Below are 20473 nucleotides of genomic sequence, written 5' to 3'. Positions count from 1 at the left end.
CTCGGATGGATCGATCAGCCGCGGCCGACGAGCGGCATCTTGGTCGCCATGATCGTCATCTGCAGAATGTTGGTGTCGAGCGGCAGATTGGCCATGTGGACCACCGCGTCCGCGACATGGGCGACGTCGAAGGTCGGCTCGACCTTCACCGAAAGATCGGCCTGCAGCACGCCGTGCTTCATCTTCGCCGCCATCGGTGTCTCGGTGTTGCCGATGTCGATCTGGCCGCAGGCGATGTCGTATTTGCGCCCGTCGAGCGCCGTCGACCGGGTCAGCCCCAGCACGGCGTGCTTCGAGGCGGTGTAGGGCGCCGAGTTCGGCCGCGGCATCGAGGCCGAGATCGAGCCGTTGTTGATGATCCGGCCGCCGCGCGGATCCTGGTCCTTCATGATCCGGAAGGCTTCCTTCGTGCACAGGAAGACGCCGGTGACATTGGTATCGATGACCGCCTTCCATTGCTCGAAGGGCAGGTCCTCGATGTTGACGTTGGGGGCGTTGGCGCCGGCATTGTTGAAGAGCACGTCGAGCCGGCCGAAGCGGGCCGTCACCGCGTCGAAGAGGGCGCGCACCGAGTCCGGATCGCGCAGGTCGGCCGTGTGGACGAGCACCTCGCCGGCCGCTTCGTTCGCCACCTCTTCGAGCGGCTCGGCGCGCCGGCCGGTCACCGCGAGGCGGTAGCCCGCGGCCGAGAGGGCGAGCGCGACCGCCCGGCCAATGCCCGTTCCGGCGCCCGTGACGAGCGCGATCTTTCCATGGTCCGCCATCGGCGTCCTCCCCGTTCTGTTCGCCGCGCTTCGGCGGCGGCTCTCATTGCGCCAGGAAGCCGCCGTCGACCGGCAGCGTATGGCCCGTGATCATCGATGCGCCCGGCCCGGCGAGGAAGAGGATCGCCGCGGCGACCTCCTCGGGTCTGGCGAGCCGGCGGAGCGGCGTCATCGCGTGGATCCGCGCGACGAGCGCCGGATCGGCGACGAGCGGCGCGATGAAGGGGGTCTCGACATAGGTCGGGGCGACCGCATTGACCCGGATGCCGGCCTCCGCCCATTCCACCGCGAGCGCCCGGGTCATGTTGACGATCGCGCCCTTGGTCGTCTGGTAGGAAATGTTCGGATAGAGGCCGCCGCCCGAAAAGCCCATGATCGAGGAGACGTTGACGATCGCCCCGCCGGAGCCGGTGGCGATCATGTGGCGCGCGGCGATGCGGGCGGCGAGGAAGCTGCCCGTCATGTTGACCGCGACCACCTTTTCCCAGTCGGCGAGCGACAGTTCGACCGCCGACCGGCGGATCGCGATGCCGGCGCTGTTGACGAGCACGTCGAGCCGGCCGGCGCGCTCCATCACCGCGGCGAAGGCGGCTTCGAGCGCCGCCTCGTCGGCGACGTCGGCGCGGACGGCGAACGCCTCGCCGCCGATCGCCGCGAGCGTCTCGGCCGCTGTTTCGCCACGGTCGAGCACGGCGACACGCGCGCCGGCGCGGGCGAGCGCGGTCGCGCTCGCGAGGCCGATGCCGCTCGCCCCGCCGGTCACGACGGCGACCCGCCCGTCGAGCGAGAACGGATGATCGGCCATCCCTGCCTCCGCCGCGCCGCCCGGATCAGCCGATCGTGCCGCCGAGCTCGTCCTCGACATGGGCGCGGATGATGTCGTCGAACGACGTCTCCGCGACGAAGCCGAGCGATTCCGCGCGGCTCGCGTCGAAGTCGCGCGCCCAGCCGTCGACGATCTTGATGATCGTCTCGTCCGGCTCGTGCCGGATGCGCTTCACCGCCGCCTCGCCGGCGACCCGGCGCAGCGCCTCGATCTCCTCGCCGACGGTGGCGGAGAGGCCGGGCAGGCTGATGTTGCGCCGCCAGCCCATGCGCGACAGGTCGAGCGTGCCGGCATGGACGAGGAAGCCGACCGCGGCGCGCGGGCTCGCAAACCAGTGCCGCACGTCGGTCGATACCGGCAGCACGGCCTCCTGGCCGGCGAGCGGCTCGCGCAGGATGTTGGAGAAGAAGCCCGAGGCCGCCTTGTTCGGCTTGCCGGGGCGGATGCAGATCGTCGGCAGGCGAATGCCGATGCCATCGAAGAAGCCACGGCGCGAATAGTCGGCGAGGAGGAGTTCGCCGATCGCCTTCTGGGTGCCGTAGCTCGTCAGCGGCGTGGTGAAGAACTCGTCGCCGATCTTCTCGGGGAAAGGCGCGCCGAACACGGCGATCGACGAGGTGAAGACGACACGCGGCTTGTAGGGGCCCTTCAGCCCCTCCTGCCGGATCGCCTCGAAGAGATAGCGCGTGCCGTCGAGATTGATCCGGTAGCCTTTGTCGAAATCGGCTTCGGCCTCGCCGGACACGATCGCGGCGAGGTGGAAGATCACGTCCGGCCGCCTCGCGACCAGCGCCGGCGCCGCCTCGGGCACGGAAAGGTCGACGGTGAGCGTCTCGACCGCGCCCGCGAAGCCGGCCGGCGCCTGCGGCGCGACGACGTCGACGAGGGTCAGCCGTTCGATCTCGCGATCGCCGAGGCGGCCGTCCGCGGTGAGCCGGTCGGTGAGCTTGCGGCCGACCATGCCGGCGGCGCCGATGATGAGAATGTGCATGACGAGATGTCCGTGTCTGACCGATCAGGCGAGCCGCAGGCGGGCGACGGCGTAGGGCGAAAGGGTGATCTCGGCGCGGCCGTAAGGCTGCGTCGAGCGGTCGAGGGCGTCGGCGTCCTGCGCGGCGGCGACGAAGCGGTCGGCGTCGAGCAGGAAGAGATCGCGCGCAACCCCCGGCAGCGTCACGGTCTGCACCGTGCCGGTGCGGTTGGCAAGCCAGAGTTCGGTACCGTCCGCGCCCTCCGCCGCGAGCCCTTCGATCGCGCGGCCCGCCTCGACGGCGAGGAGCGGCCGGCCGGCGAGCCGGGCAAGCCCGGCGAGCACGTGGAACATCGGATAGACGCCGCCCGCTTCGTCGAAATAGGGCTGCGGCCAGGGATGCGGCCGGGAGACGAGACCGAAGGCGCCGGTCGTGCCGCCGAGCGTGATCGTCTCCGCTCCGCCGGTCGCGAAGCGGGCGAAGAAGCCGAGCACCCAGGCGGCACCGAGCAGGCCGCGATGGCGCGGGTCGTTGAAGTTCATCGCCTGGCGGATATTGCCGGGATTGGCGAGCGGCGCCTCGCCATAGGGGTTCATCCGCATGCCGATGGCGCTCGGGCCGACGGCATAGGGCGTGTCCCCGGCGATCGCCGCCGCCGACAGCGCGATCGCCGGCAGGGCTTCGAGCCCTTCTGTGATCGAGTGGTCGTCGCCGGCGTGCAGCGTCGCGGTGGTGGTGAAGCTCACGAGGTCGATCAGATCGACCGGCGGCCGCTTGCGGTTCATCTCGGTGAAAAGGCTGAACATGCCGCCGCCGAGCCGGGCACCGGGAAAGGCGGCCCGCGCCGCCGCGAAGAAGGCGCGGGGCGGCGGCGCCGGCGGCCAGACGCTGCCGGGGAGCGTGCATTTGAGGTCGGGGGCGGGCGAGACGAGCACGGTCGGAAACGGCGCGCCGAGTGCGGCGACCGTCCGACCGAGCGCGGCAATCTCCTCCGCGTAGCCGTCGACCGACTGGATCACCGCCTCGAGCCACGGCTCGGCGCCGATCGCCCGCGCCGCCGCGACGATGCCCTCGAGGGTCGCCCCGTCATGGCCGCGGGCGGGATCGTGGAGGCCGATCAGGACGCGGGCGCCGACGCGCCGCAGCACATCGGCCGCGGCGAGCGTATCGGCAATCTCGTCCGGATCGAGACCGAGGCCGAGCGGGGGCACGGTGCGGCCCGTCGGCGCGAGCGTGACGGCCGTCGGCCCGTCCGCGGTGACGCCCGCGGCGAGCGCGCCCGACACCGTCACCCGCACCGCCTGTTCGATCCGGCTGCCTTCGGCGAGCGTGTAGGGCCAGGGCAGGGCGAGCGGCCGGACATAGGTCTTGTAGGAGGCGTCGGTCCAGTTGCGCTGGTCCTCCATCTCGTAGGTGTCGCCCTCCATCCGGCAGGTGACGGAGAGGCCGGGCGCCGCCTCGTGGGTGAGCGCCCGAAGATTCATCATCGGCTGGACGGGATCGATGATCTCGGGAAAGCGCGAGGGTTCGATGGTACCGTCGACATGCTCCACCGTGACCGGGCGGCCCGAAACGCCGACGATCGGATGGAGCACGACAAAGCCGGTGCGGTTGGTCAGGAAGTCGGTCTCGGCGATGCCTTCGGCGGAGAAGGCGAGCGACCCGTCGGCCGAGCCTTCGATGCGCGCGGCATAGCGGAAGGACTGGCCGGCATCGCGGGCGAGCGCCGAATAGGTGACCGTGAAGCCGTCGGCCCGCTCCTCGACCGCGAGATCGCGGATTTCCGGATTGTAGGTGCCCCAGTTGCGGTCGCGCACGATGAAGGAGACGGCGCGGATCAGCTCCACCCCGCGATAGCGGATGTGGCGCAGATTGCCGGTGTCGAGTTCGGCGGTCAGCGGACCCGCAGCGAGGAGGCGCGGCGGGGTGACCGGCTCCTCGGTGCCGAACAGGCGGGCGGAGAGGGAGGGTCCGGCGTTCATCGGGCGGCCCTCGCGGACAGGAGGCGTTCGACGAGAAGGGCGAGGATGATGATCGTGCCGATCGCCGAGCCCTGCCAGAAGGGCGAGACGCCCATCAGGTTGAGGCCGTTGCGGATCATCACCATGATGAAGACGCCGATCAGCGTGCCGATCATCGAGCCGCGGCCGCCATAGAGGCTCGCCCCGCCGATCACCACGGCGGCGATCGCGTCGAGCTCCATCGCATTGCCCATCAAGGGGTCGGCGGAGAGCAGCTGGCTGATCGAGAAGGTGATCGCCACCGCCGACAGCGCGCCGGACAGCACATAGGGCAGGATCGAATAGAAGAGCGTGTTGAGGCCGGCGGCGCGCGCCGCCTCCTTGTTCGAGCCGACCGCATAGATCGTCCGGCCGCCCTTCGTATAGGTGAGGTACGCCCAGGCGAGGGCGTAGAGCACGACGAGGAAGAGGACGTTCGACGGCACGCCGAAGACGTTCGTGTAGACGATGTCCTGCATGCCCATCGGGATGTTGGAGATCGCCGTCTGGCCGGACAGGATGTAGGCGAGGCTGCGGCCGATCGCCATCACGCCGAGCGTCACGACGAAGGGCGCGAGGCCGAAGAAGGCGATCAGCACGCCGGAGACGAGGCCGATCCCGCCGCCCGCCGCGACCGCGACGGCGATCGCCGCCGGGATCGGCATCTGCTGGACGGCGAGGCCGAGGATGATGCCGGTCAGGCCGGCGACCGAGCCGACGGAGAGATCGATGCCGCCGGTCAGGATGACGAAGGTCATGCCGACCGCGACGATGCCGATCACCACCGACTGGTCGAGCATGTTGAAGACGTTCGCCCGGGTGAGGAAATAGGGCGACAGCAGCGACAGCGCCACGGCGATGACGAGCGCGAGCAGCAGCATGCGGACCTCGAGCCGCCGGCCGAGCGATTTCAGCCGGAAGCCGGACGGCCGATTTTCGAGGGGGACGGAGGCCATGGGCTTGGGATCCTTGGTCAAAGCGTTGCGGCCATGGTGTCGATGCGGGCGCGGATCGCTTCCGGCGACGGCAACGCCTCGCCGGAGGAGAGCGACAGGCCGACCCAGCCGAGATCGTGGCCGCGCGGGCTGGTGATCGGCACGACGAGCGTGGTGCGGCCGCCCGACGGTTCGGGTACGAAGATCGGGGCGCGCTGCGCGAGCGCGGCCGGAATGCGGGTCTCGCCGATCGCCCGCGCCTCGCCGGCCTTGAAGCCGGGATCGGCGGCGGGGTCGGCGACGACGGCGTTGAGGCAGATCAGCCGGTCGTCCTCGATCAGCGCCCAGAAGCCGGCGCCGCGATGTTCGCGCGCGAGCGCGTTGAGGAGCTCGGTGTTGCGCGCCATCGAGGTGCGCGGCGCGGCGAGCAGCGTCAGCTTCTCCTCGTCGAGCATGGCGCTCGGCAGATCGGCGATCGAGCGGCCGTCGCTCATCACCACGATCCGGTCGGAGAGGCCGAGCAGTTCCTCGAAATCCGACGACACGACGACGACGGCGACGCCGCGTGCCGCGATGTCGCGCAGCATCTGGTAGATGCCGGCGCGGGTGCCGATGTCGACGCCCTTGGTCGGCTCGTCGAGGATGAGGACGGAGGGATCGAGCAGCAGCCAGCGGGCGATGATGATCTTCTGCTGCATGCCGCCGGAGAAGTTCAGCATGGACGAATCGAGCAGACGCTCCTGCGGCAGGCCGAGGCCGGCGAGGAGTTCCTCGACCTTCTTCTCCCGTGCGCCATAGCCGCAGAGGAAGCCGCGCCGCGCCCCGAGATGGGCGAGCAGGAGGTTCTCCTTGACCGAGAGGTCGGGCACGATGTTCTGCGTCCGGCGGTCCTCGGCGACGAAGCCGAGCCCGGCGCGGATCGCCGTCTTGGGGCTCTCCGCCTTGAGCGGCCTGCCGTTGAGGCGGACCGTGCCGCCGGTCCGCGGCCTCAGTCCGAACACCGCCTCGACGGTCTCCGACCGGCCGGCGCCGACGAGGCCGCCGAGGCCGAGGATCTCGCCCTTGCGGACGCTGAACGAGACGTCGCGGACGGCCGGCGCGGAGGCGAGATGCTCGACCTCGAGCGCCACCGGAGCGGCGACGGCGGGCTTCGTCTCGGCGCGATCATAGATGCCGCCGAGCTCGGCGCCGACCATGGCGCGGATCAGCTCGGCCTGGGTGAGCTCGGCGGTCGGCTTCGCCGCCATCACGGTGCGGCCCTCGCGCAGCACGGTGACGCGGTCGGTGATCGCGAACACCTCCTCGAGGCGGTGGGAAACGAAGACGAGACCCCGGCCGGAAGCGCGCAGCCGGCTCATCACGTCGAACAGGCGCTCGACCTCGCCGGGGCTCAGCGACGCGGTCGGCTCGTCGAAGATCAGGAGTTTCGCCCGCACGCCGAGCGCCTTGGCGATCTCGACGAGCTGCTTCTGCGCCGAGGAGAGGCGGCGCACCTCCCAGTCGAAGGGCAGGCTGTCGGCCTGGCCGAGCGAGGCGAGGATCTCCTCGCCCGAGCGGCGCATGGCGCGGCGGTCGAGCCGGCCGGAGCGGCCGAGTTCGGGCAGGAAGATGTTCTCGAGCACCGAGAGATCGGGGACGAGGCTCGTCTCCTGCATGACGATGCCGATGCCGATGCGCAGGGCATCGCGCGTGCCGCGCAACCGGATGTCGTGGCCGCGATAGCGCATCGTGCCGTCCTCGAAGGCGTGATGGCCGGCGATCACCTTGGAGAGCGTCGACTTGCCCGCACCATTGGCGCCGAGCAGGCCGTGGATCTCGCCTTCGCGCAGCTCGAAATCGGCGCCGCCGAGCGCACGCGTCCGGTCGAAGGTCTTGGTGATCCCCCGCATCACGAGGAGCGGGGAAGCATCCGGCGCGGCCTGGCTCTCTGCGACCATTCGGGGCTCCTGCGGGGGAAGGGCGGCGGGCCTCCGGCCCGCCGCCATCGTCTCATGACGGAGGTTGCGGCGCCCTCTCGCGACGGCGCCGCGCCTCTCGTCAGACCTCGTTGGCGAAGACGGTCTGCTTCACCGTCGGCAGTTCCTGCTCGATGTTCGAGCTCGTCACGGCGAGGATCGGCACGGTGATCTCCTTCTCCGGCGTCTTGCCGTCGATCGCCTCGAGCATCGCCTCGCCGGAGCGCACGCCCATCAGATAGGGCTGCTGCATGCCCGACACGACGAGCTCGCCCGACTTCAGGAGATCGACGAAATCCGGGATGCCGTCGAAGGCGGCGACCAGCACTTCGCCGTCGCGGCGCGCCGCCTTGATGGCGCGCAGCGCGCCGATCGCCGGCTGGTCGGTCTGCACGAACAGGCCGCGCATGTCCGGATTGGCGGTCAGCATGTCCTGCGTGAACTTGAAGGTCTCGTCGGCGGTGTAGCTCTGCATCTGCTGCAGGCCGGCTTCCTTGCCGGTGAAGCCGCCTTCCTTGAGGCCGTCGAGGAAGCCCTTCGTCCGGGCCTGGCCGTTCTTGCGCGCCTGCGAGATGGCGACGATGCCGACCGAGCCGCCTTCCCAGCCCTTCGCCTTCAGCGCCGCGGCGAGGGCGACACCGACGTCGTGCGCGCCGCGATAGTTGTCGGAGATGATGAAGGAGGCGTAGGTGCCCGAATTGGTGCCGATGTCGGCGACCACCACCGGGATGCCGGCCCGCTCGGCGAGCTGCAGCACGCTCGGCGCGGTCGACGAATCGGTCGGCGAGATGACGATGCCGGCGACGCCGCGGGCGATCGAGTCCTGCGCGTTGCGCAGCTGCGTCTCCGGGCTGTTGCGGGAATCGAGCGCCTGGTAGCCGAAGCCCTTCGCCGTCGCGGCCGCCTCGACACCCTTCGACAGATAGCGCCAGAACGGCAGATCGAGGCCGGGCGTCAGATAGACGATGTCCTTGCCCTGCGCGGCGGCGGCGCGAAGGCCGGCGAGGCCCGTGCCGGCGGCGAGCGCGGCGGTTGCCGAGAGCTTCAGAAAAGTCCTGCGTTCCATAGTCTTCCTCCCATGCGGCGGGGCCGGAATCGGCCGCGCCGGATCAAGCGTGGTGTTCGGATGGCCGGCGGCCCCTTCAGGCCCCGTCGCCCTCCTCGATGAGGAGCTGCGTCGTCGTGTAGATGCGGCCGGTGTGGACGGCGAAGGCGGCGGCCGCCGCCTCCGGATCGTGCGCCCTCAGGGCGGCGACGATGGCGACGTGATCGGCATAGCTCGTGGCGATCGCGTCCGGCCGGGCGACGGCCCGGCGGCGATATTCCATCATGTAGCCGTAGAGGTCGGTGCTGAAATCGGCGAGCAGCGGGTTCGCCGCGGCGCGATAGACGGCGATGTGGAAGGCGCGGTCGCTGATCAGGAAGCGGACGGGATCGTCGAGCGCGCTCTTCTGCGTCGCGAGATGGCCGTCGAGAAGCGCGAGCTCACGCGGACCGATATTGCGGGCGGCGTCGGCGACCACCTGTCGCTCGATCAGCAGCCGCGCGGCGTGGACGGAATCGAGGTCGTAGGCATCGACCGCGCGGGCAGTGGCGAGACCGACGGTCACCGGGCCGACATCGGCCGAGCGCACCCTTGTGCGGGCACCATGCGAGATTTCGAGAATGCCCCGGGCGGCGAGGATCTGCACCCCGCCGCGCACCGCGTCGCGGCTGACATTGAGCGCGCTCGCCAGTTCCCGCTCGCTCGGCAGCGGGTCGCCGACCTGCAATATGCCCGATGCGATCAGCCCGGCGATCTTGTCGGCGATCACATTGGTGATCGGCCGCTTGACGATCGCTTCGCGCAGGATCGGCAGCTCGGTCAGACTCATCGGATCGCGCGGACCGGGGTCGCGTGCGCCGGAAGCCGGAGAGCCGGGATCGCGGGGGTTGCGCTGAAAGGGCATTAGCACCTGACTGGTCGGACCAGACAACCAGATCACCTAGCCGCCGGTCGGGCTCCCTGTCAAGCAACCGGCGCGCGGGTGGCGCGGCGCGACACAGGGCCGGCTCGACCTCTCCGGTGTCGTGTCCGGCGGGGCGGGAACATCCGGGGTGCCCCGGCGCTTCGAGGCGCTCCAACAGGAGCGCATGAGATGACCGACGAACTGAAGACCGCCCGCCCGACGAGCTTGATGGCCGGAGCGAAGGGATGGATGGCGGCGGCGGTGATCGCGCTTGCCGCGACGGCGACGCCGGTGGCCGCCCAGCCGGCGCCGCCCGACGACAATCCGGTCACCACCGAGGATACCGCCGTCGACATGGGCTGGCTCGGTCTCCTCGGCCTGCTCGGTCTGGCAGGCGCGCTGCCGCGGCGGCGCCATCGGGACGAACGGCGCGGCCCCGACACCCGACCCTGAACCAGCGCCCCGTCCGCCTCCCGCCCGTCCGCACTCCCGTCGCTGCGCCCCCGGTGCCCGCTTGACCGGCGGCCGGCGAGGTAGTATCGCTGAGAACGTTCTCGGAGAACGTTCTCACGAACATCCGGGCACGGGAGGAACGTCATGGTGGGAGAGTTGGCGGACGCCCTCGTCGTCGAGGGCATCGCCAAGGCCTATGGCGCGACGGTGGCGCTCGAGCGCGTCGACCTGTCGCTCAGGGCCGGCGAAGTGCACGCGCTCTTGGGGGAGAACGGCGCCGGCAAGTCGACGCTCGTCAAGATCCTGAGCGGCGTGGTGCGGCCCGATGCCGGGCGGATGACGCTCGCCGGTGCGGCTTTCGCGCCGCACGCCCTTCTCGATTCCCGCGCTGCCGGTGTCGCCACCGCCTTCCAGGAGCTGAGCCTCCTGCCCAATCTCACGGTCGCCGAAAACCTGATGATGCCGCGCATGCCGCGCGGCGCCCTCGGTCTCGCCTCGGCGCGCGCCACCCGGGCCGCGGCGCGCGACATCCTCGCCCGCTACGGCCTCTCCCGCATCGACGCCGCCGAGAAGGTCGGCGCGCTCGCCCTCGCCGAACGGCAGCGGCTCGAGATCGTGCGGGCGATGGAGCACGCCTCGAAGGTGCTGGTGCTCGACGAGCCGACCGCCGCGCTCGCCGAGGTCGAATGGCTGTTCGGCCTCGTCCGCCGGGTCACCGCCCGCGGCGTCGCCGTGCTCTACATCTCGCACCGTCTCGCCGAGGTGCGCGCGCTCTGTGCCCGCGCCACGGTGCTGCGGAACGGCCGCAGCATCGCGACCGTCGATCTCTCCGGCGCCTCCGATGCCGACATCTTCGAGATGATGGTCGGTCGCCGCGTCCGCGGTGAGCGGGCGGTGCGCGCCCGGCCGGCGGCCGACGCGCCGGCCGTGATCGCCCTCGACCGGCTCTCCGGCGGCAGCCTCAGGGAAGTCAGCCTGACGCTCGGCAAGGGCGAGGTGCTCGGCATCGCCGCGCTCGAGGGCCAGGGCCAGCGCGACCTCTTCCGCATCCTCGCCGGCCTCGCCCGGCCGAGCGGCGGCACGATCCGCATCGACGGCGCGGCGACGAGCCTGCGCAATCCGCGCGCCGCGCTGAAGGCGGGCGGCGGGCTCGCCTATGTGCCGGAAGAGCGGAAGACCGAGGGGATCCTGTCGAGTCTGACCGCGGCCGGCAACATCACTCTCCCGGTCGCCGGGCGGATCGCCCGCGGCGGCCTGATCTGGAAGGGGCTCGAGCAGGGCGCCGCCCGCCGCGTGTCCGGCCATGTCGATCTCGCCGAGCGCTATCTCGGCTTCCCCGTCGGCGATCTCTCCGGCGGCAATCAGCAGAAGGCGCTGCTCGCCCGCACGCTGCTCACCGGCGCCCGCACGCTCCTACTCTTCGATCCCACCCGGGGCGTCGATGTCGGCACCAAGCAGTCGATCTATGCCGCCATCCGCCGCTTCGCGGATGATGGCGGGTCCGTTCTCTTCTATTCGTCCGAGCTTCCCGAGGTGATCGACCTCGCCGACCGCTGCCTGGTGCTCTATGGCGGCCGGGTCTTCGCGGAGTTCGCCGGCGACGAGCTGGAGGAACATCGTCTCGTCGGCGCGCTGGTCGGCCACGCCGCCGGCCCCGGCAAGGAAGGGGCCGATGCGGCCCGGGGGGCGGCACGGTGAGCGCGGTCGGCACGGTTCACGAGGGGGCGGGCAGCCGGCGCGGCGGCATCGGTCGCGCGCTGACGGGCGGCGCGGCGATCGTCACCCTCCTCTATCTCGTCCTCTATCTGCTCTATGCGCTGTGGGAGCCGCGGGCGCTCTCCGCCTATACGTTTACGAGCCTCGTCAACAATTCCGCCCCGCTCGCCATCGCCGCGGCCGGCGAGACGCTCGTCGTGCTGTCGCGCGGCTTCGATCTCTCGGTCGCCGGGGTGATCTCGCTCACCAATGTCTTCATGGCCGTCTGGCCGCTCGAAGGGCCGGGCGGCGCGCTGTTGAGCCTTCTCGGCTGCTGCGCCATCGGCGCGGTGGTGGGGGCGGTCAATGGCTGGCTCGTCGCGGTGCTCAGGCTGCAGACCATCGCCGCGACGCTCGGCACGATGATCGTCTGCCAGGGCCTCGCCCTCGTCGTGCTCGACGCGCCGGGCGGCACGGTGGCCGACTGGGTGAGCTACGAGCTGACGGACAGCCTGTTCGGCATCGTGCCGATCGCCGGCCTCGTCGTGCTCGCCGTCGCGCTCGTCTGGCTCGTGCTGCTGCGCACCAATACCGGCGTCGGCCTTTATGCGGTGGGTGCCGACGAGCAGGCCGCGATGCTCTCCGGCGTCTCCGTCCGGCGCATCCGCTTCGTCGCCTTCATGGGTGCCGGCATTCTCTACGGCGTCGCCGGCTTCATGCTGTCGGCGCAGACGGCGACCGGCAATCCGAACGCCGGCGCCCCGCTGCTGATGCTCGTCTTCGCCGCGGTGGCGCTCGGCGGCACGTCGCTGTCCGGAGGACGCGGCGGGATGATCGGCTCGATCGTCGGCGCCGGCACGCTGATGCTCCTGCAGAAAGTGCTGTTCTCCGGCGGCGTATCGTCCTTCTACACCGGCATCTTCCAGGGCTTCGTGCTGATCGCCGCGATCCTGTTCGGCCGCGCGGTGCCGCGCCTGTTCGGAAACGGAGCGCAGAGATGAGCGCGCAAGGAAACGGGGCGGTGCGTTTCGACGGCGCCGCCGACAACCGCCGCTCCGGCGGCGTCTCGAAGGAGACGATCAATGCGATCGTCGTCTTCGCGCTCAGCATCGTGCTGATCCTCGGCTCGCGCTTCGTCAGTCCGGCGCTCGGCTCCTGGAGCCAGGTGCTCACCGTGCTGACGCTCGCCTCCTTCCTGATCGTCGTCTCCTTCGGTCAGGGCCTCGTCGTGATGATCGGCGGGCTCGATCTGTCGATCCCGGCGGTGATCACGCTCGGCGGCGTGCTGACCGCCGGCTGGGTCGGCGCCGGCAATGCCGGCGCCTGGTATCTTCTCCCGGCCATCCTCGCCCTTTGCGGCCTCGTCGGCGCGTTCAACGGCTTCGGCGTGACGGTGCTCAGGATCCCGCCCTTCATCATGACGATGGCGACCTCGATCATCCTCGCCTCGGCTGCGCTCGGCTATACGAGCGGCACGCCGCGCGGCGCCTCGCCGGAGGCCCTGACGGTTCTGATGAAGACGAGCTGGCTCGGCGTGCCGGCGGTGGTGTTCTTCGTCGTCCTCTTCGTTCTCGCCGGCTGGGCGCTGCAGAGCCGCACCGTGTTCGGCCGCCGGCTCTATGCCGTCGGCGCCAATCCGGATGCCGCCCGCGTCGCCGGCGTCTCGGTCGGTGCCGCCTCGACCCTCGCCTATGTCGCGAGCGCGGTCTGCGCCGGCTTCGTCGGCATGATGCTGGTCGGCTACGCGAACGGCGCGACGCTGCGGATGGGCGACAGCTACATGCTGCCGAGCATCGCCGCGGTGGTGATCGGCGGCTCGTCGATCCTCGGCGGCAGCGGCAGCTTCGTCGGCACGGTCGGCGGCGCCATCCTCTTGACGACGCTCGGCACGGTGATCGCCGCCATCGGCCTCGAGCAGGGCTGGCGCACCGTCATCGAGGGCGGGATCATCGTCGCCGCGCTCTTCTTCCTGCGCGAGGAACTCTTCGCCCGGCTGAGACGGCCCGGACGTTCGTGATGCCGGTCGAGAGCGGAGGGCTCGCGGCCGTGGGTGAGAACGTTCTCACCAAACCGAGGCCCCAAGGGGTCGTGATGGAGGAGACCAAGTGATGAAGAGCTGGAAGCCGGTCGCGAAAGCCGCGGCGCTGTGCACCGCGGCGATGCTGACGCTCGCCACGCTCGTCGGCGCCGCCGACGCGCAGGACAAGAAATTCAAGATCTATCTGAGCCTCAGCTACAGCGGCAACGCCTGGCAGTCCGAGGCGGCCAACATCGTCAAGGCGCTCGCCGCGACGCCGCCCTACGACCAGACGGTCGAGCTGACGGAGGTCATCTCCGGCACCGATCCGCAGGCGCAGATCTCCGCCTATGAGAGCATGATCGACGCCGGCGCCGACGGCATCATCACCTTCCCGATCTCCTCGACCGCGCTCAACCGCGTCATCAAGCGCGGCTGCAAGGAAGGCGTGCTGTTCTTCACCTATGACGCCACGGTGACCGAGCCCTGCGCCTATAACGTCAGCTACATCACCTCGGGCTTCGGCGAGAACACCGCGCAGGCGCTCGTCAACGAGCTCGGCGGCAAGGGCAAGATCTTCCTCAGCCGCGGCGTGCCGGGCAATTCGGTCGACAAGCGCCACACCGACGGCGCCATGCACATCTTCAAGCAGTATCCCGGCATCGAAGTGGTCGCCGAATACTATTCCTACTGGGACGACCGCACGACGCAGCAGGAGACCGCGAAGGCGCTCGCCGCCCATCCGGACGTCAACGGCATCTGGGCGCAGGCGGGCGAATACGGTGCCATCCAGGCGCTGATCGACGCCGGCCATGCCCTCGTGCCGATCACGGGTGAGAACTCGAACGGCCTGCGCCTCGCGCTCGCCAATCCGGACATGCAGGCGAAGGGCCTCAAGGGCGTCTCGGCCGGCTCGCCGCCGGCGCAGTCGGGCTATGCCTTCAAGCTGATGATGGAGATCCTGACCGGCAAGCGCACGCTCGAGCCGACCAACATCCAGTATGCGCTGCCCTGGGTGCCGGCCGACAAGGTGAAGGTCTGCGAGGGCGACCGCTTCGAGAACGGCTGCAACGTCTTCCCCGAAGGCAAGGTGCCGTCCTCCTTCGTCACCGAAGTGTTCAACCCCGAGCTGCTGCCGGAGCTGTCGCTCGCCTCGGCGCTCGAGGGCAAGCCGACGCCGGGCGCGACCATCCAGCCGCTGCCGGCCGATGTCGTCAAGGCGCCGAACGAGCCCGGCATCAACTGCCAGGGCTGCGAGCCGCCGGCCGATCTCTACAAGCTGACGACGGTCGAGCCGACCGTCTCTCCCTGACACGACATCGCGGGCGGCGGAGGCCGCCGCCCGCTTCCCGCATCCGTCGAGACGAGGAACAAAATGGCGAGATATCTGAAGCGCGGTCAGGATTCGAGCACGGTGGCGGCGAATGACGCGAAGGTCCGCGCCACGGTGGAAGGCCTGCTCGCCGAGATCGAGAGCCGCGGCGATGCGGCCGTGCGCGAGCTGTCCGAGCGCTTCGACAAATGGTCGCCCGCCTCCTTCCGGCTGAGCCCGGAGGAGATCGAGGCGGCGATCGCGAAGGTCTCGCCGCAGGACCTCGACGACATCCGCTTCGCGCAGGCCCAGGTCCGCAATTTCGCGCAGAAGCAGCGCGAGTGCATCAAGGACCTCGAGGTCGAGACGCTGCCGGGCGTCGTGCTCGGCCACAAGAACATCCCGGTCAATGCCGTCGGCTGCTATGTGCCGGGCGGCAAATATCCGATGGTCGCCTCCGCCCATATGAGCGTCGTCACCGCCAAGGTGGCCGGTGTCGAGCGCGTCATCGCCTGCGCCCCGCCCTTCCAGGGCGGCCCGCATCCGGCGATCGTCGCGGCGATGCACCTCGCCGGTGCGGACGAGATCTATGTGCTCGGCGGCATCCAGGCGGTCGGCGCCATGGCGCTCGGCACCGAGACGATCGCCCCTGTCGACATGCTGGTCGGCCCCGGCAACGCCTTCGTCGCCGAGGCGAAGCGCCAGCTCTACGGCCGCATCGGCATCGACCTCTTCGCCGGCCCGACCGAGACGCTCGTCATTGCCGACGAGACGGTCGACGGCGAGATCTGCGCGACCGACCTGCTCGGCCAGGCCGAGCACGGCCCGACCTCGCCGGCGGTGCTGCTCACCAATTCCGAGAAGCTCGCCCGCGACACGATGGCCGAGATCGAGCGCCAGCTCGGTGTGCTGCCGACCGCGGAGATCGCCCGCCAGTCCTGGGCGGACTATGGCGAGGTGATCGTCTGCGACAGCTATGAGGAGATGGTGAAGGAGGCCGACCGGATCGCCTCCGAGCACGTCCAGGTGATGACGAAGGACCCGGACTACTTCCTCGCCAACATGACGAACTATGGCGCGCTCTTCCTCGGCGCCCGCACCAATGTCGCCTATGGCGACAAGGTGATCGGCACCAACCACACCCTGCCGACCAAGAAGGCGGCGCGCTACACCGGCGGCCTGTGGGTCGGCAAGTTCCTCAAGACCTGCACCTATCAGCGTGTCCTGACCGACGAGGCGAGCGCGCTCGTCGGGGAATATTGCTCGCGCCTCTGCATGCTGGAAGGATTCCACGGGCACGCGGAGCAGGCGAACATCCGCGTCCGGCGATTCGGCGGCAAGAACGCCGCCTGAGCGCCGGAGCCGATCGGGCGGAGGGGGAGCATGTCGGGCGCGAGGAACAGGGACCGGAAGCCGCGGGTGACCGTCAAGGACCTCGCGCGCGACCTCGGCATGTCGGTCTCGACCGTCTCGCGAGCCTTCCACCCGCACGCCGTGATCGCGCCGCAGACGCGCGATCTCGTTCTGCAGCGGGCGGCGGAGATCGGCTATCGGCCGAACCCCTTCGCCCGCAGCCTGATCACCAAGCGCACCAGCATCGTCGGGCTGGTGGTGTCGGACATCACCAACCCGTTCTATCCCGAGGTCGTCACGCGGCTGACCGAGGACCTCAGGGCGATCGACATGAACGTCATGCTGGTCGCCGCCTCCGCATCGGGCGAGATCGACGATGCGGTGCGCCTCCTCCTCACCTACCAGCCCGATCTCGCCGTGATCCTCGCCTCGACACTGTCGACCGCGGCGCGGCGCGAATGCGACGAGGCGGGCACGCCGGTGATCTTCTTCAACCGGCTGTCGAACGACGACGACGCCTTCGGCGTCACCTGCGACAACGCCGCCGGCGGCGCGCTGGTCGCCGACTATCTGATCGACCGCGGCCACCGCCGGCTCGCCTATGTCGCAGCGCGCCCCGACGCCTCGACCAATATCGAGCGGCGCGAGGGTTTCGTGCGCCGGGCGGTCGAGCGCGGCCTCGCCTCCCCGGCGGTGATCGAGGCCGGGCTCTTCTCCTACGAGGCGGGCTATCACGCCGCGCCGGGTTTCGCCGCGCTCTCGCCGCGGCCGGACGGCGTGTTCTGCGCCAACGACATCCTCGCCATCGGCTTCATGGACGGCGTGCGCCGCGAACTCGGCCTGTCGATCCCCGACGATCTCTCGGTCGTCGGCTTCGACGATGTCGCCATGGCCGCCTGGCCCTCGCACGGGCTGACCACCGTGCGCCAGCCGGTCGAAGCGATGCTCGCGAGCACGGTCGAACTCGCCCGCAAGCTCGCCGCGCACGCTTCCACCGCCCCCTTCGTCAACCGCATCCCGCCCGCCGGCCTGGTCGAGCGGCAATCGGCGAGGACGCGCCATGACTGAGCGGCGCGCCGGGCTGGCGTTCTTCGAGCGCGCCGTGACGCTTCATCGTGCCGACTGCGCGGCGCTCGATGCCGCGCCGCGCTTCGCCGCGGACGGCTTCGGCCCGGCCGAGCGGATGGCTGCGGAGGCACGGCTCTCCGCCTATGCGGCCGCCGCCGAGCCGGTGTTCGACGCCTGCCGCCGGCTGATCGGCCAGCTCGCCGGGCTCCTCATCCTCGTGCGGGCGAGCGGCCGGCGCGAGGTGCTCGACCTGCCGGACCTGCCGATCGCCGAGGAGCGCTGGAGGGCGGCCGGCGAGCGGCTCGCCGGCCTCGCCGCGCCGGGCGGGCTCGCCGCCCACAGGGCGCGGCTCGAGGCCGCCTGGCGGCTGATCGGGGAGGGGCTCGCGAGCATCCGCCGCTTCGGCGAGCGGGCGGGGGGCGAGGCGGCGATCGACCGCGCCGCCGACGAGATCGCAGCCGCCTACCGGGCGCTGAAGACGGCGAGCGATGCGGAGGCCGGCCTCGCCATGGTCGATCTCCGCCAGGCCTGCTGCGCCTGCATGGTGCAGCCGGCCGGGGCGCGCGAAACAACGAGAAGGGAGTGAGAGAAATGGCCGACTATTCGATCTGGGTTCTCGAATACAGCTTCGTCACCAATTACCACAAGAGCGGCGTGCTCTACGGCGCCCACAATCAGGGCTACGTCAAGCTTCCCTATTGCTATGCGCTGATCAAGGGCAACGGGCGCGTCGCGATGGTCGATGTCGGCTATAACGACAAGGATTACGGCAAGGTGCTCGGCGACCGGTTCGGCGTCGAGAACTGGCGCTCGCCGGAGGTCGTTCTGGGCGGGATCGGCCTGAAGCCGGCCGATGTCGACACGGTGTTCGTGACGCACGCCCATTTCGACCATTTCGGCAATGTCGAGGATTTCCCCAACGCCACCTTCTACATCCAGGAACGCGAGATCGCGAAATGGGCCTGGGCGATGTCGCTGCCCGACCGGATGCGCTGGATGATGACGGCCGTCGATCCGGGCGACATCGTGCGCGGCCTCGATCTCGCCCGCCAGCGCCGGCTCGTCACGGTGGACGGCGCGCGCGCCGAGGTGCTGCCGGGCATCGACCTCCACGCCGCCTTCGACAGCCATACCTATGGCTCGATGTGGGTGACGGTGCGCAACGACCGGCAGGCACAGTCCTCCGACAGCTGGGTGCTCGCCGGCGACCTCGTCTATGTCTTCGACAACATCGAGGGGCCGGGCGGCGCGGTCGACGTCGCCGATCCGATCTATGTTCCGGTCGGCCTCGCGGTCGGCAGCCAGACCAATCTGGTGCTCGCCACCGAGGAGATGATGAAGCAGGTCGGCTATGAGGCCCGCCGCGTCATTCCGATCCATGAGGAGCGGCTGCGCGACCGCTTCCCCTCCCGCATCACCGCCGACGGCCTCAGGATCACCGAGATCTGCCTCGCCGACGGCGAACCCTCGCGCGTGTCGTGATGGGCGCCTTCCGCTCAATTGCCATTGTCGGGGCGGGCCTCGTCGGCTCCGGATGGGCGATCGTCTTCGCCCGCTCGGGCGCGTCGGTGTCGGTCTATGACGCCGATGCGGCGATCCGCGGCTCGGTCCTCGACCGGATCGAAGCGAGCCTCGAGGAGATGCGCGCGGTCGGCCTCGTCGAGGCGGTCGCGCCGGTCCTTGCCCGCATCACGGTCGCCGACACGCTCGCCGATGCGGTGCGCGATGCCGATTACGTGCAGGAATCGGTGTTCGAGCGGACCGACGTGAAGACGGCGATTTCGCTCGAGATCGACGCTTCGATGCGGCCCGATGCCGTCGTCGGCAGTTCGAGCTCGGGCATTCCGGCCTCCGCCTTCACCGAGGGCTGCCGCAACCGCGCGCGCTTCCTGATCGCCCATCCGGTCAACCCGCCGCATCTCGTGCCGCTCGTCGAACTGGTGCCGGCACCGTGGACCGATCCCGCCATCGTGCCGGTGCTGCGTGCCGAGATGGAGGCGGCCGGCCAGGTGGCGATCGTCGTCAACCGCGAGATCGAGGGCTTCATCCTCAACCGGCTGCAGGGCGCGCTGCTCAACGAGGCTTGGGCGCTCTACGAGTCCGGCTATGCGAGCGCCGCCGATATCGACGCCACAGTGGCGCACGGGCTCGGCCTGCGCTGGTCGTTCATGGGGCCGTTCGAGACGATCGATCTCAATGCGCCGGGCGGCGTTGCCGACTATGCCCGCCGGCTCGGGCCGCTCTATCATTCGGTGGCGCTCGACCGTACCGCGCCGCGGCCCTGGTCGGACGATCTCGTCGCCCGCGTCGAGACGGAGCGTCGGGCGCTGCTGCCGCAGGCGGATCTCGCCGCCCGGCGCGCCTGGCGCGACGCGCGCCTGATGCGCCTCGTCGCGCACAAGCGGCAGACGGCGAAGGAGGCCGGCCCATGAGGCTCGACGGCAAGGTCGCGCTCGTCACCGGCGGCGCGGGCGGCATCGGCGCGGCGACGGTGCGGACCCTCGCCGCCGCGGGCGCCGTCGTGCTCGCCGGCTACAACAGCTCGGCCGCCGCCGCCGAGGCGCTCGTCGCCGATCTGCCGGGCGCCGGCCACCGCGCGGTCGCCGCGCCGGTCACCGACAGTGCCGCGCTCGCCGCGCTCGCCGCGACGGTGGAGGCGGAGTTCGGCCGGCTCGACATCCTCGTCAACTGCGCCGGCACCACCCGCTTCGTGCCGCACGGCGATCTCGACGCGCTCGACGATGCCCTCATCGACACCATCCTCGCGGTCAATGTGCGCGGGCCGATCGCCGCGACACGGGCCTTCCGGCCGCTCCTCGCGGCGACCGGCGACGGTCTCGTCGTCAACATCTCGTCGGTCGCGGCGCAGAGCGCGATGGGCAGCAACATCGCCTATTGCGCCTCGAAGGCGGCGCTGGACAATCTGACCAAGTCGCTCGCCCGCGCGCTCGCCCCGGCGATCCGCGTCGTCTCGGTGGCGCCCGGTCTCGTCGACACCGAGTTCGTCAAGGGGCTCGACCAGGCGTGGCGCGACCGGCAGGCGGCGCTGACCCCGCTCGGCCGGCTCGCCCGGCCGCAGGAGATCGCCGATGCCGTGGTGGCGGTGGCGGCGACGCTCACCTTCACGACCGGCACGGTGATCCCGGTCGAAGGCGGACGGCTGCTCGGGTAGGGA

Annotated in this window: 19 protein-coding genes; 11 read left to right on the top strand and 8 right to left on the bottom strand. The window is 70.4% G+C overall.

Going from position 1 to position 20473, the window contains the following annotated elements; genetic code table 11:
- Nucleotides 1–14: 14 nt before the first annotated feature.
- The 8 genes from GGQ63_RS12485 to GGQ63_RS12450 all read right to left on the bottom strand — a co-directional run bounded on the left by GGQ63_RS12485 (nucleotide 15) and on the right by GGQ63_RS12450 (nucleotide 9325).
- Nucleotides 15–764, bottom strand: coding sequence for an SDR family oxidoreductase (locus GGQ63_RS12485; protein WP_183856317.1), 750 nt, complete (start codon nucleotides 762–764; stop codon nucleotides 15–17).
- A gap of 43 nt (nucleotides 765–807) precedes the next feature.
- A complete protein-coding gene (locus GGQ63_RS12480) occupies nucleotides 808–1569 on the bottom strand; it encodes an SDR family NAD(P)-dependent oxidoreductase (protein ID WP_183856314.1) in 762 nt (253 codons plus the stop codon).
- A 25-nt stretch (nucleotides 1570–1594) separates the two neighbouring features.
- The gene (denD, locus tag GGQ63_RS12475; protein ID WP_183856312.1) at nucleotides 1595–2581 is read right to left on the bottom strand and encodes a D-erythronate dehydrogenase; all 987 of its coding nucleotides are present in this window, start codon (nucleotides 2579–2581) and stop codon (nucleotides 1595–1597) included.
- Between the two features lie 24 nt (nucleotides 2582–2605).
- Complete coding sequence (locus GGQ63_RS12470; RefSeq protein ID WP_183856310.1) at nucleotides 2606–4543, bottom strand: D-apionate lactonase family protein; 1938 nt, start codon at nucleotides 4541–4543, stop codon at nucleotides 2606–2608.
- On the bottom strand, nucleotides 4540–5517 hold the full coding sequence (locus GGQ63_RS12465; RefSeq protein WP_183856308.1) for an ABC transporter permease: 978 nt from the start codon (nucleotides 5515–5517) through the stop codon (nucleotides 4540–4542). The genes GGQ63_RS12470 and GGQ63_RS12465 overlap by 4 nt, the downstream gene beginning before the upstream one ends.
- A gap of 17 nt (nucleotides 5518–5534) precedes the next feature.
- The gene (locus tag GGQ63_RS12460; RefSeq protein ID WP_183856305.1) at nucleotides 5535–7433 is read right to left on the bottom strand and encodes a sugar ABC transporter ATP-binding protein; all 1899 of its coding nucleotides are present in this window, start codon (nucleotides 7431–7433) and stop codon (nucleotides 5535–5537) included.
- A 100-nt stretch (nucleotides 7434–7533) separates the two neighbouring features.
- Nucleotides 7534–8517 (bottom strand): substrate-binding domain-containing protein, encoded by a 984-nt coding sequence (locus tag GGQ63_RS12455; protein WP_183856303.1) that lies wholly within the window; start codon nucleotides 8515–8517, stop codon nucleotides 7534–7536.
- A gap of 76 nt (nucleotides 8518–8593) precedes the next feature.
- Nucleotides 8594–9325: a FadR/GntR family transcriptional regulator gene (locus GGQ63_RS12450; protein ID WP_183856301.1), complete on the bottom strand. Its 732-nt coding sequence runs from the start codon at nucleotides 9323–9325 to the stop codon at nucleotides 8594–8596.
- A 264-nt stretch (nucleotides 9326–9589) separates the two neighbouring features.
- Here GGQ63_RS12450 and GGQ63_RS12445 point away from each other — a divergent pair, with 264 nt between their 5' ends.
- From GGQ63_RS12445 to GGQ63_RS12395, 11 genes are all read left to right on the top strand, one after another.
- The gene (locus tag GGQ63_RS12445) at nucleotides 9590–9853 is read left to right on the top strand and encodes a hypothetical protein (RefSeq protein ID WP_246429766.1); all 264 of its coding nucleotides are present in this window, start codon (nucleotides 9590–9592) and stop codon (nucleotides 9851–9853) included.
- A gap of 144 nt (nucleotides 9854–9997) precedes the next feature.
- Nucleotides 9998–11551, top strand: coding sequence for a sugar ABC transporter ATP-binding protein (locus GGQ63_RS12440; RefSeq protein ID WP_183856299.1), 1554 nt, complete (start codon nucleotides 9998–10000; stop codon nucleotides 11549–11551).
- A complete protein-coding gene (locus GGQ63_RS12435) occupies nucleotides 11548–12549 on the top strand; it encodes an ABC transporter permease subunit (protein WP_183856297.1) in 1002 nt (333 codons plus the stop codon). The genes GGQ63_RS12440 and GGQ63_RS12435 overlap by 4 nt, the downstream gene beginning before the upstream one ends.
- Nucleotides 12546–13565, top strand: coding sequence for an ABC transporter permease (locus tag GGQ63_RS12430; RefSeq protein WP_183856295.1), 1020 nt, complete (start codon nucleotides 12546–12548; stop codon nucleotides 13563–13565). The genes GGQ63_RS12435 and GGQ63_RS12430 overlap by 4 nt, the downstream gene beginning before the upstream one ends.
- Before the next feature lie 91 nt (nucleotides 13566–13656).
- Nucleotides 13657–14877: a sugar ABC transporter substrate-binding protein gene (locus GGQ63_RS12425; RefSeq protein ID WP_246429765.1), complete on the top strand. Its 1221-nt coding sequence runs from the start codon at nucleotides 13657–13659 to the stop codon at nucleotides 14875–14877.
- A 63-nt stretch (nucleotides 14878–14940) separates the two neighbouring features.
- The gene (hisD, locus tag GGQ63_RS12420; RefSeq protein WP_183856293.1) at nucleotides 14941–16230 is read left to right on the top strand and encodes a histidinol dehydrogenase; all 1290 of its coding nucleotides are present in this window, start codon (nucleotides 14941–14943) and stop codon (nucleotides 16228–16230) included.
- 66 nt (nucleotides 16231–16296) lie between these two features.
- The gene (locus GGQ63_RS12415) at nucleotides 16297–17298 is read left to right on the top strand and encodes a substrate-binding domain-containing protein (protein ID WP_183856291.1); all 1002 of its coding nucleotides are present in this window, start codon (nucleotides 16297–16299) and stop codon (nucleotides 17296–17298) included.
- Nucleotides 17291–17884, top strand: a complete 594-nt coding sequence (locus GGQ63_RS12410) for a hypothetical protein (RefSeq protein ID WP_183856289.1) — start codon at nucleotides 17291–17293, stop codon at nucleotides 17882–17884. The genes GGQ63_RS12415 and GGQ63_RS12410 overlap by 8 nt, the downstream gene beginning before the upstream one ends.
- A 5-nt stretch (nucleotides 17885–17889) precedes the next feature.
- Nucleotides 17890–18780, top strand: a complete 891-nt coding sequence (locus GGQ63_RS12405) for an N-acyl homoserine lactonase family protein (RefSeq protein WP_183856287.1) — start codon at nucleotides 17890–17892, stop codon at nucleotides 18778–18780.
- Entirely contained in the window at nucleotides 18780–19730 is a 951-nt protein-coding gene (locus tag GGQ63_RS12400) for a 3-hydroxyacyl-CoA dehydrogenase (protein ID WP_183856285.1), read from the top strand. Before GGQ63_RS12405 ends, GGQ63_RS12400 begins: the two co-directional genes overlap by 1 nt.
- Nucleotides 19727–20470, top strand: a complete 744-nt coding sequence (locus GGQ63_RS12395; protein ID WP_183856282.1) for an SDR family NAD(P)-dependent oxidoreductase — start codon at nucleotides 19727–19729, stop codon at nucleotides 20468–20470. The genes GGQ63_RS12400 and GGQ63_RS12395 overlap by 4 nt, the downstream gene beginning before the upstream one ends.
- Nucleotides 20471–20473 lie beyond the last annotated feature (3 nt).

The organism is Prosthecomicrobium pneumaticum (assembly GCF_014199915.1).
In the GTDB taxonomy this organism is placed as follows: Bacteria; Pseudomonadota; Alphaproteobacteria; order Rhizobiales; family Kaistiaceae; genus Prosthecomicrobium; species Prosthecomicrobium pneumaticum.
The sequence above is the reverse complement of the archived record's forward strand: the minus strand, read 5'-3'. Positions and strand labels throughout refer to the sequence as shown.

Bases quoted from the DNA above. Each gene is read 5' to 3' on its own strand.
- GGQ63_RS12455 (WP_183856303.1), bottom strand. From the start codon at position 8,517: ATGGAACGCAGGACTTTTCTGAAGCTCTCGGCAACCGCCGCGCTCGCC.
- GGQ63_RS12465 (WP_183856308.1), bottom strand. From the start codon at position 5,517: ATGGCCTCCGTCCCCCTCGAAAATCGGCCGTCCGGCTTCCGGCTGAAA.
- GGQ63_RS12400 (WP_183856285.1), top strand. From the start codon at position 18,780: ATGGGCGCCTTCCGCTCAATTGCCATTGTCGGGGCGGGCCTCGTCGGC.
- GGQ63_RS12410 (WP_183856289.1), top strand. From the start codon at position 17,291: ATGACTGAGCGGCGCGCCGGGCTGGCGTTCTTCGAGCGCGCCGTGACG.
- GGQ63_RS12485 (WP_183856317.1), bottom strand. From the start codon at position 764: ATGGCGGACCATGGAAAGATCGCGCTCGTCACGGGCGCCGGAACGGGC.
- GGQ63_RS12460 (WP_183856305.1), bottom strand. From the start codon at position 7,433: ATGGTCGCAGAGAGCCAGGCCGCGCCGGATGCTTCCCCGCTCCTCGTG.
- GGQ63_RS12450 (WP_183856301.1), bottom strand. From the start codon at position 9,325: ATGAGTCTGACCGAGCTGCCGATCCTGCGCGAAGCGATCGTCAAGCGG.
- denD (WP_183856312.1), bottom strand. From the start codon at position 2,581: ATGCACATTCTCATCATCGGCGCCGCCGGCATGGTCGGCCGCAAGCTC.
- GGQ63_RS12405 (WP_183856287.1), top strand. From the start codon at position 17,890: ATGGCCGACTATTCGATCTGGGTTCTCGAATACAGCTTCGTCACCAAT.
- hisD (WP_183856293.1), top strand. From the start codon at position 14,941: ATGGCGAGATATCTGAAGCGCGGTCAGGATTCGAGCACGGTGGCGGCG.
- GGQ63_RS12480 (WP_183856314.1), bottom strand. From the start codon at position 1,569: ATGGCCGATCATCCGTTCTCGCTCGACGGGCGGGTCGCCGTCGTGACC.
- GGQ63_RS12470 (WP_183856310.1), bottom strand. From the start codon at position 4,543: ATGAACGCCGGACCCTCCCTCTCCGCCCGCCTGTTCGGCACCGAGGAG.
- GGQ63_RS12440 (WP_183856299.1), top strand. From the start codon at position 9,998: ATGGTGGGAGAGTTGGCGGACGCCCTCGTCGTCGAGGGCATCGCCAAG.
- GGQ63_RS12395 (WP_183856282.1), top strand. From the start codon at position 19,727: ATGAGGCTCGACGGCAAGGTCGCGCTCGTCACCGGCGGCGCGGGCGGC.
- GGQ63_RS12445 (WP_246429766.1), top strand. From the start codon at position 9,590: ATGACCGACGAACTGAAGACCGCCCGCCCGACGAGCTTGATGGCCGGA.
- GGQ63_RS12430 (WP_183856295.1), top strand. From the start codon at position 12,546: ATGAGCGCGCAAGGAAACGGGGCGGTGCGTTTCGACGGCGCCGCCGAC.
- GGQ63_RS12425 (WP_246429765.1), top strand. From the start codon at position 13,657: ATGAAGAGCTGGAAGCCGGTCGCGAAAGCCGCGGCGCTGTGCACCGCG.